Here is a 13,908-nt window from a genome sequence, read left to right on the forward strand (position 1 = left end):
TACTGCGACCTATCATGTTTGTTGTGCACAGGGCTGTAAAATTGCCTTCGCCCAAAGTTTAGAGTTATTGGCAAAAAATATGGGTGAGATAAGGCCCACTGTAATGAATTGTGTTCCCAGACTATTAGAAAGGATTCATGACAAAGCTATAAAAAGTGGTACTGCTGGAGGTGGATTAAAATCTAAAATCTTTCTTTGGGCCCTGGAAACAGGCAAGAACTATCGTCAGGAAAAAGAAGCAGGCAGATCACCCGGCATCTTTCTCTCAACAAAGCGTTCAATAGCCGAGAAACTTGTTTTCAGTAAAATAAAGGAGAAAACAGGGGGCAGATTAAAATTTATGATCTCGGGCGGGGCTGCATTACCTAAAAACGTGGGCGAATTTTTTGGAAATCTTGATATCAAAATACTTGAAGGATTTGGACTGACAGAAACCTCGCCGGTTATGTCTGTTACAGAATATCACAGGCAGGTTTATGGCACAGTTGGACGCGTAATTCCTGGTATTGAAATCGGCATACAGGATGTAGAAACCAAGGAAATGATCAACATTCAAACACATGAATCTTTTGACCCCAATTTTGAGTGTGCAGAAGGAGAAATAATAGTTCGTGGTCACTGTGTTATGCAGGGTTACTTCAATAAACCAGCTGAAACCGCCGAAGCTATTGACAAACACAATTGGTTTCACACAGGTGATATCGGCAGATTTTACCGAGGTAATCTACAAATCACGGACAGGTTAAAAAACATGATTGTAAATGCTTATGGGAAGAATGTTTATCCTACTCCGGTAGAAAACATCTATCTTAAAAGTCTTAAAATAGATCAATTATTTTTAATTGGCGATAAAAGGGAATACCTGACAGCAATCATTATCCCAAATAAAGAGAACCTTCAGGAAACATTTAAACTTCCTGAGTCATTTTTTCAAAAGCCAGAGCTTTTTATAGCGGAAAAAGAAATTATAGACTGGATAGGTCAGGATATTAAAAAGTTTTCAGCGGAACTTGCAAAATTTGAAAGGATTAAGAATTTTAAAGTTAAACGTAATCCCTTTAGTATTGAGGAGGGCGAAATAACACCAACTTTAAAAGCCAAAAGGAAAGTTCTTGAAAAAAAATATGCAGAAACTATCAACGAAATGTATACGGAGTCTGTTGAGTCAGATTAATATATATTGTTGTTGGTACTGAATATTCCCATTTAATACAGACAAAAAATGTTGCAAATACCTATTTTTGCATAATTTTAAAAATACAATACAAATAAAACTATACGGCTTAATGCCGGATACAAGAGATATATGAGTACAGGACTATCAGAATTAGAATTATTGCGCCGTAATTCACTAAATCAATTGCGTGAATTAGGGATAAATCCCTACCCTGCCGAAGCATTTGAAATAAATGCAAATGCTGCAGATATTTTAGCAAACTACGAGCGGGATAAAACTGCATATAAGAACATCAGCATAGCCGGCAGGATAATGACCCGCCGTATTATGGGAAGTGCTTCATTTGTCGAAATACAAGACTCTACAGGAAGAATACAAGTTTATTTAAAAAGAGATGATCTTTGTCCGGATGAAGACAAGACGCTTTACAATACCGTTTTCAAAAAACTGCTTGATCTTGGAGATTTTATAGGTGTTAAAGGTTATGTTTTCACCACTCAAACCGGTGAGATTTCTATTCACGTTACTGAGTTTAAACTCCTTTCTAAAGCCTTAAAACCTTTACCCATAGTTAAACGCGATGAAGAAGGTAATATATATGATGGGTTTACTGATCCTGAATTACGCTACAGACAACGCTATGTTGATTTAACTGTAAATCCTGGTTTTAAACAGATCTTCATCAACCGCTCTAAGGTGATCAACACTATGAGAAGTTATTTTGATGATCAGGGCTGGATGGAAGTAGAGACCCCGATATTACAGCCTATCCATGGTGGTGCCGCTGCACGTCCTTTTACCACACATCATAATACGTTAGACATGCCGCTATACCTTCGTATAGCTAACGAGCTTTATCTAAAAAGGCTTATTGTAGCAGGATTTGATGGTGTATATGAATTCGGTAAAATGTTCAGAAATGAAGGTATGGACCGCACGCATAATCCTGAATTTACTTCTATGGAAATCTATGTAGCTTATAAAGACTATATATGGATGATGGCCATGGTTGAAGAATGTCTTGAAAAGATTGCGGTGACTATTCACGGATCTCCGATTGTAAAGGTTGGTGAACATGAGGTTAACTTTGAAGGCCCATATGAAAAACTGACCATGTATGAGTCTATACAAAAGTATACTGGTATAGATGTCTCTAACATGATTGAAGAGGAATTGAAGGAAACTTGCAAAAGCCTAAATATTGAGATAGACGATTCAATGGGTCGTGGGAAACTTATCGACGAATTATTTAGCGAGAAAGTTGAAGCAAACCTGATCCAACCAACCTATATAACCGACTATCCTTTGGAAATGACTCCACTTGCTAAAAAACACAGAAGCAAAGAAGGTCTGGTAGAAAGGTTTGAATTGTTTGTAATGGGTAAAGAGATTGCCAATGCTTATTCAGAACTTAATGATCCGATTGATCAAAGAGAACGTTTTGAGGATCAATTGAAACTAGCAGCGAGAGGTGATGATGAGGCAATGGCTATGGACGATGATTTTATCAGAGCCCTTGAATATGGAATGCCACCTACCTCAGGACTAGGAATAGGAATAGACAGATTAGTAATGTTGATGACTAACCAGTCAACAATTCAGGAAGTGCTGTTCTTCCCTCAAATGAGACCAGAGAAAAAAGCGAAAGTAACTACCGATGAAGATTTCGTAAATGCTGGCGTTCCGGCTGAATGGGTTCAGGTGATTAGAAAAATGGGAATCAATACAATTGAAGAGTTAAAAGGTGCTAACCCCAACAAGGTTTTTAATGATCTTGGAGGAATGCGTAAGAAACTTAAACTAGAATTAACCATGCCTTCAAAAGAAGACGTAACCGCCTGGTTTTCTTAACATAGAGATAACATAAACTTAAAGGCCTGCTACATAAAAACTTAGCAGGCCTTTTCTATTTTTAGGGCATATTAAAATTGATAAATTATGAACAGTTCAAGCCTTGAAATAACAGAAAAAGAATACTGCATAAAACTAAGTAAAGAAGCATTTGACTTGACGTTGATCCGTCAGTTGATCACAAGAATACAATCAGAGCAATTGTTCTTTAGCAGAAAGAAAGATTATCTTGAAGATGATATCATCAGCAGAAATTCAGAGCATTATGAACCTAATGAAAACTTTGACAGATTAAGCGAAAAATAAAAAGCCACATTTGCATGTGGCTTTAAGCTTTTTCTTTACCTGTATCTAACCTGTTGTTGTCTATCCATCATTCCAAGCTGATCCTTCATTTGTTTAATCTGATCAGCAAGCAGTTTATTCTTATCTGCCTTTTTTGCTTCTGTAAGGTACATTTGTGCTTCCCTTTTATTTCTTTTTGCCATTGATATGCCAGCTAAACTTAATTTGGCCAGGGCAATATTATGGTCCATATGCAAACCTAAAGAAAGTGCTTTCTTAAAATATTTTTCAGACTGCATTGGAGCCTTTCTTGATTCTATAAGACCAATCAAAAGGTTATAGTAACCTTGTTGAACTCTGATCAGTTGTTTTTCATAATTAGTGATTCTCTTTAGGAACACTTCGGCCTTAACCATATTGTCTTTTCTTAAAAACCACTGAGCAAGCAACATATTCTCATTATAAAAATATGTAACAAGAATCAGGATACTTATAAAAATACCCAAAATACCCCAGCCCCAAAAACTGAAGAACATAAGGGCAATGGAAGCTCCTAACACAACAAAACCTAAAATAAGACGAACTATATTTGGCATATCCTTTTATAATTTTTTTGCAAATATCGTGTTTAAATACCAAAAAACAGATTTAAAATTATAATTTAAGCAAAAAAGAAATGACGTTCCTTTCATATTTTACTTAAAGATTTTCAAAATATGAATAGATTTACAAATCTTTAATTATGGAAACCACAGCGCAGCATATTAATAAGCAAGTAGAAGATTCCTCAACTGGTGAAATCATTCTATTAAATACCTGTACCCGTGATGCTATAACAACATTTCCATCTATGAGGGAAATGTATGACAATGGGTACTCAAAATATATTCCTGAATCTGGTGCTTTAAACGAAATAGAGCTTTTATTAAAAGGCAAAACTATTACCATTGTTTTAGGAACATGGTGCGGTGATAGCCGTGAACAATTACCCCATTTTCTAAAAACGACAGATGCATCGTCGCTTGATAAAAAAGACATAAATTTTATCTGTGTAGATAGAACAAAAAAAGCGGAAAATGGGTTATTAGAGAACTTAAATATAGATCGTGTACCAACCTTTATTATTTATGAGGATGAAAAAGAGCTCGGTCGGATTATTGAAAAACCAATTATAAGCATTGAAGAAGATTTGGCACTTATATTATCAAAAAACTAAATATGTCGATTACTTTAGAGAAGAGCTGGCTTAAAGAACTAGATGCCGAATTTGAAAAGAGCTATATGAAAGATCTAAAAACTTTCTTACAGCACGAAAAGCAAAAAGGCATCACAGTATACCCTAAGGGATCAGAGGTTTTTAAGGCATTAGATCATACCCCATTTGATAAAGTTAAGGTAGTGATTTTAGGGCAAGACCCTTATCATGGACAAGGACAGGCTCATGGCTTATCTTTTTCAGTTCAAAAAGGTGTTACAGTTCCTCCTTCTTTAAAGAACATATATAAAGAACTTGTTACTGATATTGAGGGATTTTCGACTCCTTCCCATGGCAATTTAACCAAATGGGCTGATGAAGGAGTTTTGTTGCTTAATGCTACTTTAACGGTGAGAGCCCACGAAGCAGGGTCTCATCAGGGTAAGGGTTGGGAAATATTTACCGACAAAATAATAAGTCAGCTATCTGAACATAGAAAGGGCCTAGTTTTCCTTTTATGGGGTAGATATGCCCAAAATAAATCGACATTAATTGATCAGACCAAACACACTATTTTGACGGCAGCCCATCCATCTCCTTTCTCGGCCTATAATGGATTTTTTGGGTGCAGGCATTTTTCTAAGGCCAATGCTATTTTAGAAAAACAAGGTCTTAGTGCAATTGACTGGCAAATTGTCTAAAAGAAATTAGTATTCCAAAGGAACGATTGGTTCCTTTTTGGTAGTAGACATGATCATCATTGTCTGAAAAGTTTTAACTACAGATATTTTACTGATCTTATCCATAATTAAACGTTCATAAGCCTTAATGTCATTAACGTAAACCTTAAGTAAGAAATCGGCTTGTCCAGTAACGTGGTGACATTCTGTAATTTCTTTAATCTGATTTACCTCATCCAAAAAGATCTGTATGGTATTATTTTTATGAAAATCAAGTTGAACCTGAATAAAAGTTTTAATGCCTAAACCTAACTTCTCTTCGTCAACAAGGGCATGGTAGCTTTTGATAAATCCTGACATCTCTAATTTACGTACCCTTTCCAATGTAGGAGCTGGAGAAAGTCCTATCTCCTGAGATAACAATAAATTAGTTATCCTTCCATTTTCCTGTAGTAATTTAAGAATTTTAAAATCAGTTTTATCTAGTTCTGCTGCCATTAGTTTTATTAATATTATGCAAAGGTAGAATAAGAATGCGTTACATGCCAAATTTTATTCTAAAAATGTTACAATTATTTACAGTTTATTTCTTAATATTTTTTTAGATTTGTCTAAACTTATAGTTAGGCAACCATAAATGCAATCATTCACAGAGGAGAACTATCTTAAAATCATTTATCACCTTTCGCTTAATACTGAAAGCGCGGTACAAACCAACGCTATAGCCGAAAGAATACAGACTAAAGCGGCTTCGGTTACCGACATGATAAAGAAATTAGCAGACAAAAAGCTAGTTGATTATAAAAAATATCAGGGTGTAAAACTCACAGAATCAGGTAAAAATGCAGCAATTAACATTGTAAGAAGACACCGGCTATGGGAGGTATTTCTTGTAGAGAAACTGAATTTTAAGTGGGATGAGGTTCATGATATAGCCGAAGAGTTAGAGCATATTAAATCACCCGAGCTTATTGAACGTTTAGATGAATTCCTCGCTTTCCCTAAAAATGACCCCCATGGCGATCCTATACCAGATAAAAACGGAAAGCTTGATAATACAGTATTTATAAAATTATCAAAACTCAAGACCGGAGACAAAGGCCTGATTATGGGAGTTAGTGAACATTCATCAGTCTTTTTACAGCATCTCGAGAAAGTAGGTCTCACACTAGGTAAACAAATAAGAATTACAGAAATCACTGATTTTGATGGTTCTGTAGAGCTTAGTATAGAAAACAAACAGATTAATGTAAGCCGGGAAGTGGCAAAACACATCCTCATTAAAATATAATATGAACAAACCTGAAACCACCACAAAAAACTCCGGCTCATTAAGTGAAGTGCATCAAAGTGTTGACACCAGCAAAAGAACTGGCTGGCGACGCATCCTTTCTTTTATCGGCCCTGCGTACCTGGTAAGTGTTGGCTATATGGATCCGGGAAATTGGGCCACAGACATTGCCGGCGGTAGTAAATTTGGCTATCAGCTCATCTGGATCCTGCTAATGTCTAACCTCATTGCATTGCTTCTGCAATCGCTTAGCGCCCGTTTGGGTATTGTAAGAGGCCTTGATCTTGCGCAAGCCTCAAGAAACGGGTATCCAAAATGGGTAAACATTCCGCTTTTTGGCCTGGCACAAACTGCAATTATAGCTTGTGACCTTGCTGAGATTATAGGTATGGCAATTGGTTTAAACTTATTATTTGGCTTGCCCTTAATATGGGGAATTAGCTTAACCATTTTTGATACTGTACTCCTACTTTTCTTGTTGAACAAAGGAATGCGCAAAATGGAGGCCTTTATTGTTTCAATGGTTTTCATAGTAGGCGTTTCATTTTTAGTAGAAATGTTTATAGTAGAACCATCCCTAAAGGAAATTGCAAGAGGTTTTGAGCCAACTATGCTATCAGGAGAGGCATTATATATCGCAATTGGCATTATTGGTGCAACTGTGATGCCACACAACCTCTATCTGCACTCATCGCTGGTTCAAACCAGAAAATTTGAAAGAGACAATAAAGGAATCAAAGAAGCCATCAAGTTTAATTTCATTGATACAGCCGTAGCTTTAAACCTTGCATTCTTTGTAAATGCAGCCATTTTAATCCTTGCAGCCGCTGCATTCTATAAAAATGGGTTACATGAGGTTGCGGAAATTCAAGACGCTCACAAACTGCTTCAAAACATCTTCGGCAATGTTGCTCCAGCTCTTTTTGCTATTGCACTAATCGCTGCAGGGCAAAGTTCTACCGTAACCGGTACCTTAGCCGGGCAAATTGTAATGGAAGGCCACTTAAAGCTTCGTATAGAGCCATGGTTACGCCGATTAATTACCCGATTGCTGGCAATTATACCAGCTTTTTTTACTATATTATGGTTTGGCAATGATGCTTTAGGTGGTTTATTAATTTTAAGTCAGGTCGTATTAAGTCTTCAACTCGGCTTTGCCGTAATCCCACTGATCCATTTCACATCAGACAAGCGTACGATGAAAGGATTCGCCATCAAAACGTGGGTAAAAATTCTAGCTTGGGGAAGCTCCATCGTTATTGTTTCCTTAAATGTTAAACTCGTTGTAGAAGAAATTAAAACCTGGGGTGCTGATGGCGGTTGGTATGTTTATGCTATAATAGTTCCATTAGCTATACTTATTGGATTGCTTTTGTTATACGTTTTCATATACCCTTTGATCAGCAAAATTAAGCGTGAGCAAAATGTAACTCCGCATGGCAGTGCACTTAATATTGATGAGGTTGAAAAAATACACTACAAAAGAATCGGTATTACTGTTGATTTTTCCAAGAACGATAGAAACACAATAAGACATGCTTTAATCCAAGGTGGCAAACAGGCCAACTATCATTTAATTCACGTAGTTGAAACAGCTGTAGCCCGCTACCATGGCGAATCGGCACTTGATTATGAAACACAAAGTGACACAGAAAATCTGGAAAAGTACCGTATTAATCTGGCGGAACTTGGATACAAAGCCACCGTCCATATTGGCTACGGAGGAACAGTAAAAGCAATCGTAGATATTACTAATGAAAGCAACCTTGAACTGCTTGTTATGGGTGCCCATGGACATAAAGGCTTAAAGGATCTGATACTTGGAACTACAGTGAATTCTGTACGTCATAAAGTGACTATTCCAGTGCTTATTGTGAGATAAAATTGAGATATTAGCGGATTCTTATGAAGAACGATATCCAGATTAAAAATAAAAGAGCCTATTTTGATTACCACATTATTGAAAAATATAATGCAGGAATTGCTTTATTAGGCACAGAAATAAAAGCCATCAGACAGGGTAAGGCCAATATGTCTGATGCATTTTGCATGTTTATAGGCAATACACTATACGTAAGAAACCTACACATTTCAGAATACAGTCATAGTTCATTTCATCACCACGATATTAAACGCGACAGGGCACTGCTTTTACAAAAAAAAGAAATCAAAAAGCTTAAAGTAAAAGGAGAAGAAAAAGGCTACACTATTGTCCCACTGCGTATTTTCACCAATGAAAGAGGTTTTGCTAAGATAGAGATCGCATTGGCCCAGGGTAAAAAAGAATTTGACAAGAGAGACAGTATTAAAGACAGGGAATCGAAAAGAGAAATGGACAGGGCTATGAAATTCTAACAGCCCTGCAAAAAAATTACCAGGCCTGATCTCCAACCAGGGGTACAAACCTAAAGGTATCCAATTCTATCCTTTCATAATCGGTTTCACTAACTCGAATTACAGTTACCATTTTTTGGGAGTGCTCATCACCTACCGGAATTACTAAAATACCACCTACTTTAAGTTGTTTAAGTAATATCTCTGGCACGAAGGGTGCCCCCGCTGTTACAATGATTTTATGATAGGGTGCATGATCAGCAATCCCTTTTGATCCATCTCCAAAAAAGAAATGAGCATTGTATCCCATACCGGGTAAAACCCTTATGGTATGCCTGTATATGCTCAAGAACCTTGTCGCCCTTTTTTATGTGCAATAATTCGCTTTGATACGCAACGGTGTAAGGTTGCGAAATAGTTTGTCCATCTCCTATTGGAAAAGCGATGTCTTTATATGCCTGATTCCAGAAAGTTTCATCAAAAAAGAAATGACGAGGGACCTTACCTATAGCTCTCAATACCCTCTTATCAGTAATACCTCTTGCTTCAAGGTGCTCTACTAATTTCTTTCTCGCTCCCTTTTCTCTGTAATTGTCAACAAACTTATACGCCATAGCACCCCAAAATTAGCCTTTTCAAATCTAATAAATTGAATTATTTAGCTCTAAAAAGTTAAAAAAAGGCTAATGCGCACAAAATCAATCCCAATAAAACTAGTATGGATCAACATCCACCTGAATGTTTACTGCGCGATACTCCTTTTCTGATTGAAATTGAATAATGGTATCTTTCAATATCGACTTCACCTTTTGTATCGAAGTATTTTTATCGCTCTTAATGATTACTTGTTTGATGTAGTAATTCCTCACGCGTGACACTAATGGTTGTTCCGGGCCCAACACTCTCCCACCTAACTGACCTTTAAGAATGTTTGCAAACTTCTGCGAAGCCACATTTAAAAGATCAGCATCTTTGTGCTTTATATTAATAAAGATGAGCCTTGTAAACGGTGGGTAGTTAAACTGCTTCCGTTCTGCAAGTTCCTCATTATACATTTCCAGGTATTTATTATCAATAACCTGATTAATGATTCTATGATTATCATCATAAGCCTGTATAATAACTTTGCCCTGCTTATCCCTTCTGCCTGCTCTACCCGCAACCTGAGCCAACAACTGGTAACTTCTTTCAAAAGCCCTGAAATCAGGATAATTCAAAAGTGTATCTGCATTAATTACTCCAATTAAAGTCACATTATCAAAATCCAATCCTTTAGCAACCATTTGTGTACCGATCAAGATATCTGTCTTTTTCTCTTGAAAATCAGAAATGATCTGTTGCAGTCCATTTTTAGTACGTGTGCTATCTACATCCAATCTTGAGATTTTAGCTTCAGGAAAAATCAAACTCAGTTCTTCTTCCACCCTTTCAGTGCCAAATCCTTTCTGTTCAATGTGAACAGACCCGCAAGCCGGACAAATGTTAATGCTACTTTGGTGATAACCGCAATAATGACAATGCAATTTCCCACTTGTTTTGTGATAAGTTAAACTCACATCACAATTCACACACTTAGGTGCATAGCCGCAAGTACCACAAATTAAAATAGTGGCGTACCCCCGTCTATTTTGAAATAGGATTACCTGTTCCTTATTTTCCAACGTAAAAGCAATTTCATCAATCAGCTTAGTTGAAAAATAAGAAACCATTTTCTTACGTTTGGTCTCTTCAGAGATACTGATCACTTCCTGCAAAGGCAGATCAACACCACCAAATCTTTCGGTAATTGTTACAAGACCATACTTTCCGCTAACTGCATTGTAATAGCTTTCAATAGATGGCGTAGCAGACCCAAGCACAATTTTGGCCTGATGAAGATGTGCCAGGTAAACCGCAGCATCCCTAGCCTGATATCTTGGCGATGGATCATGCTGCTTATAAGAAGACTCATGTTCTTCATCAACCACAATTAATCTCAGTTCTTTAAAAGGCAGAAATACCGCGGAACGAGCGCCCAGAACCACCCGATATTTGCCATTTAATACCTTATTCCAAATTTCAACCCGCTCGTTGTTATTGAATTTAGAATGGTAAACACCAATAGCATCTCCAAAATAGCGCTGTATGCGTTCTACTATTTGAGTAGTTAAAGCAATTTCAGGTAATAAGAACAATACCTGCCCTCCTTTTTCGATTGCTTTTTCAATCAGTTTTATATATATCTGTGTTTTTCCTGATGCAGTTACACCATTCAGCAACATAACATCCTTAGTGAGAAAACCGTCTTCTATTTGTTGCAGGGCTTTATTTTGAGCTTCGCTAAGTTCAAAATTTAGCACAAAGTCATCGGCATTTTCCAGTAATCTACTAACCGGCCGCTTGTATATTGCAAAAACCTCTTTATCTACAAGCGTTTTAAGGGCCGCTGTGCCACAAGCACTCTCTTCAAGTAATTGCTGCTTTGAAATCGTAGTCTGCTGCTTAGAAAGCTTTAAATAAGCCAAAAGCGCATTCAATTGTTTAGGTGCCCTTTCTAAAATCGAAAACAGATGCTTTAAGTTTTCCTCTTCATTGTAAAATGGCTGCAGAGAAACGAAAGATTTTAACAGTGGTTTATATTTCTCTACCACTTCTTCAGCGATATAAACCATCCCTTTGCTCAGCAGGGAATTAATGATCGGATAAACCGTTTTTTGTCCCAATAATGCCGATACATCATCTATAGTTAATCTTGGTCTGCTTCTTAAGGCATTTAAAATAATCTGCTCTTTATCTGTAAAAACGATCTCCTGAATAACCCCGTCATCATCAGAAAGCGGACTTTCCTCCTTCAATACGATGATTGTTTCACTTGCCAGTTTCAGGCCGGTTGGTAATGCTGCCGATAGCACATCGCCTTCATTACATAAGTAATAAGAAGTCATCCAATCCCATAAATTCAACTGCTCAGGGGTAATGATAGGATAAGTATCAACAACATCAATAATATATTTAGCCTCATAAACTTCGGGCGCTTCTTTACTGATACTTTTGACTAAGGCTGTATAGATTTTATTCTTCCCGAACTGAACTACTACACGTTTACCGACTGCTATCTGATCATTTAACTCAAAAGGAACACGATAGATATAATTTTTGGACAGAGAAAGGGGTAAAATGACCTCAATAAAGAGTGTCTCTCTTTCAACAAATTCCGGATCAAGAAAATCCAACATTATTTACTTTTTAAAGCCGCTAAAAGCAGCGACAACCAGCCAAGAATCAACAATAACCCTCCAATAGGAGTTACCGGACCAATGTAATTTACAAAGCCAATGTTTGTAACACTTCGTGTTGCGAGCAAATACAACGACCCGGAAAAAAGCAATATGCCAAATGTAAAAAAAACATACGCCAGGTTTACGAACTTGCCTTGCGCGGCTTCCCGACCTTTAAATTGAGCAAGAAAAAGTAATGCGAAGGTATGATAAAACTGATACTCCACTCCTTTTGTCCAGATCTCAATAGAGCCGGCATCCAATACATTCTTTAAGCCATGTGCACCAAAAGCTCCAAGCATTACTGCAATAGCTCCAAATAATGATGCAGTTACCAATATACGTCTATCCATTATATTCTAAACCCACAATTTGAGAAAACAAACTTAACAAACTTGAAGCATTTATTATTAATCCCAACTATTAAAATTAAATTTGTAGTAACCGCAAATGAAAAAAATTCTTGTCATAATAATAGCTCTGTTTACCGCCATCTTAACCCTGGCCTACATGTATTTTTCTGGTCTAAATACAGATCGGGAAAGCAATGACAGTAGTTTATATGCAGCTACAGCAAACTCATCACTCATCTTTTCATTTCAAAACGACAAAAGCATATTTGACATCTTAAAAGGTCAGGATATTTTGCAGGAGATTATTGGAGAGGACAATTTCGCTCAACTGCAATCTATAAAGGACCATATACTGTCAGCTCCAGAGATTAACCGTATTATTGGCAAACAAAATATATACATTAGTCTCATTCCGGGAAAAGACAAACATATAGATTTGTTATATAGCACTCAGATAAATCCTGGATCCAACAGAAATCAATTATTGATTTCATTGGCATCTGCTAAGTTACAATTAGATACCTCACAAAAGATAACCACTATAACCCTACCAGATAGCATGATATTCTATCTGGGCACTAAAGACAACCTTTTACTATTATCAAGCTCTGCTCTATCCATTTCAAATGCGTTATCTAGCCCTAACAGTAACAATAAATTTGTCCAATACATCAAATCGACAACGAGACTCACAAAAAACAGTCTCGCCGAAGTTTACATCAATTTCGAAACCTTTCCTCAACTGTTAAAATCAACCATGCCTAGCAAACTTAGCGGAGAGCTTTCTGTACTTGATAATAACCATGCATTTGCATCGCTTGTATACAATTTCAGTAAAGAAAAAGTACTACTTACAGGTGTAACACAAAATAATGATCCAAAAAACTACTATGAATTATTCACTAGCTCCAATGCCCAAAAAACTACCATAACCAATATTCTACCGGAAAATACTGCCAACTACACTGTTTTTACTATAGAAAGTTACAGTAATTGGAAAGAAAAGCTACAAAATTGGTTCGTCAGTAAAAAAGAAGAAAATAAAGTAACTAACGTACAAAAAAACATTAGTCTTAAATATCACATAGATCCAAATCAGATATTCCCAAAATATTTCAAAGATCAGCTTATTACCTTCCAGCTAAGCACTGCAGAAAAAATTGGCGCGATCAATTTGAGTAACGGCGAAAAAGTTGATCAGTTACTACTAGATCTTAGTGGAGATTATGGGGATGGCATTAAACTATTTAAAGAGGACGATCTCTTGTATGTTTATTTTGGAGAGCCATTTAAGAAATTTAAAAGGCCTTACTATATCATTATAGATAATTACATGGTTTTTGCTAATAATGCCAGCACAATACAATCTTTCCTGAGCAACTATAAAAACAACCACCTTCTTATAAATAAAGAGAGTTATGCCAACAGCATCAATCAATTGCCAAATACTTCCAGCATTAGTTTCTTCATTGATCTCAATAATTC

At 36.6% G+C, this 13,908-nt stretch carries 13 protein-coding genes and 1 pseudogene; 9 read left to right on the plus strand and 5 right to left on the minus strand.

Translation table 11 applies throughout. The features are described 5' to 3' along the window. From AC1DDX_RS16770 to AC1DDX_RS16780, 3 genes are all read left to right on the plus strand, one after another. Positions 1-1,174: AMP-dependent synthetase/ligase (locus AC1DDX_RS16770; protein ID WP_477622300.1), on the plus strand; the 1,174-nt coding region annotated here is incomplete at its 5' end. A gap of 132 nt (positions 1,175-1,306) precedes the next feature. Continuing rightward, positions 1,307-3,028, plus strand: a complete 1,722-nt coding sequence (gene lysS, locus AC1DDX_RS16775; RefSeq protein WP_337716586.1) for a lysine--tRNA ligase — start codon at positions 1,307-1,309, stop codon at positions 3,026-3,028. An 87-nt stretch (positions 3,029-3,115) separates the two neighbouring features. Then, positions 3,116-3,334, plus strand: a complete 219-nt coding sequence (locus AC1DDX_RS16780; RefSeq protein ID WP_172659845.1) for a hypothetical protein — start codon at positions 3,116-3,118, stop codon at positions 3,332-3,334. Positions 3,335-3,369: 35 nt separating this feature from the next. Here the strand turns inward: AC1DDX_RS16780 and AC1DDX_RS16785 are convergent, their stop codons facing one another. Beyond that, positions 3,370-3,909 carry a DUF2892 domain-containing protein gene (locus AC1DDX_RS16785; RefSeq protein WP_172659844.1) on the minus strand — a complete coding sequence of 180 codons (540 nt, stop codon included), beginning with the start codon at positions 3,907-3,909 and terminating at the stop codon, positions 3,370-3,372. Positions 3,910-4,055: 146 nt separating this feature from the next. Between AC1DDX_RS16785 and AC1DDX_RS16790 the strand changes: the two genes are divergently transcribed. Next, positions 4,056-4,529: a thioredoxin family protein gene (locus AC1DDX_RS16790; protein WP_172659843.1), complete on the plus strand. Its 474-nt coding sequence runs from the start codon at positions 4,056-4,058 to the stop codon at positions 4,527-4,529. A 2-nt stretch (positions 4,530-4,531) separates the two neighbouring features. Continuing rightward, a complete protein-coding gene (gene ung, locus AC1DDX_RS16795) occupies positions 4,532-5,209 on the plus strand; it encodes a uracil-DNA glycosylase (protein WP_288879027.1) in 678 nt (225 codons plus the stop codon). Between the two features lie 6 nt (positions 5,210-5,215). Here ung and AC1DDX_RS16800 read toward each other — a convergent pair whose 3' ends face one another. Then, positions 5,216-5,686, minus strand: coding sequence for an Lrp/AsnC family transcriptional regulator (locus tag AC1DDX_RS16800; protein WP_048906633.1), 471 nt, complete (start codon positions 5,684-5,686; stop codon positions 5,216-5,218). A 139-nt stretch (positions 5,687-5,825) separates the two neighbouring features. Here AC1DDX_RS16800 and AC1DDX_RS16805 point away from each other — a divergent pair, with 139 nt between their 5' ends. Genes AC1DDX_RS16805 through smpB form a run of 3 tightly spaced genes read left to right on the plus strand, consistent with a single transcriptional unit; the run spans position 5,826 to position 8,834 of the window. Beyond that, positions 5,826-6,479 carry a metal-dependent transcriptional regulator gene (locus AC1DDX_RS16805; RefSeq protein WP_288879026.1) on the plus strand — a complete coding sequence of 218 codons (654 nt, stop codon included), beginning with the start codon at positions 5,826-5,828 and terminating at the stop codon, positions 6,477-6,479. Position 6,480: 1 nt separating this feature from the next. Continuing rightward, complete coding sequence (locus AC1DDX_RS16810) at positions 6,481-8,361, plus strand: Nramp family divalent metal transporter (protein WP_172659840.1); 1,881 nt, start codon at positions 6,481-6,483, stop codon at positions 8,359-8,361. 23 nt (positions 8,362-8,384) lie between these two features. Beyond that, complete coding sequence (smpB, locus tag AC1DDX_RS16815; RefSeq protein ID WP_172659839.1) at positions 8,385-8,834, plus strand: SsrA-binding protein SmpB; 450 nt, start codon at positions 8,385-8,387, stop codon at positions 8,832-8,834. A gap of 16 nt (positions 8,835-8,850) precedes the next feature. Here the strand turns inward: smpB and AC1DDX_RS16820 are convergent. From AC1DDX_RS16820 to AC1DDX_RS16830, 3 genes and pseudogenes are all read right to left on the minus strand, one after another. Further along, positions 8,851-9,427 (minus strand): annotated as a pseudogene (locus tag AC1DDX_RS16820) (protein-L-isoaspartate O-methyltransferase family protein). A 99-nt stretch (positions 9,428-9,526) separates the two neighbouring features. After that, on the minus strand, positions 9,527-12,028 hold the full coding sequence (priA, locus tag AC1DDX_RS16825) for a replication restart helicase PriA (RefSeq protein ID WP_337716584.1): 2,502 nt from the start codon (positions 12,026-12,028) through the stop codon (positions 9,527-9,529). Continuing rightward, positions 12,028-12,423 carry a DUF423 domain-containing protein gene (locus AC1DDX_RS16830; protein WP_172659836.1) on the minus strand — a complete coding sequence of 132 codons (396 nt, stop codon included), beginning with the start codon at positions 12,421-12,423 and terminating at the stop codon, positions 12,028-12,030. Before AC1DDX_RS16830 ends, priA begins: the two co-directional genes overlap by 1 nt. Before the next feature lie 97 nt (positions 12,424-12,520). Here AC1DDX_RS16830 and AC1DDX_RS16835 point away from each other — a divergent pair. Beyond that, a partial coding sequence (locus AC1DDX_RS16835; protein ID WP_477622301.1) for a hypothetical protein occupies positions 12,521-13,908 on the plus strand: 1,388 nt, incomplete at its 3' end.

This window comes from Pedobacter sp. 10L46_2, from assembly GCF_056395165.1.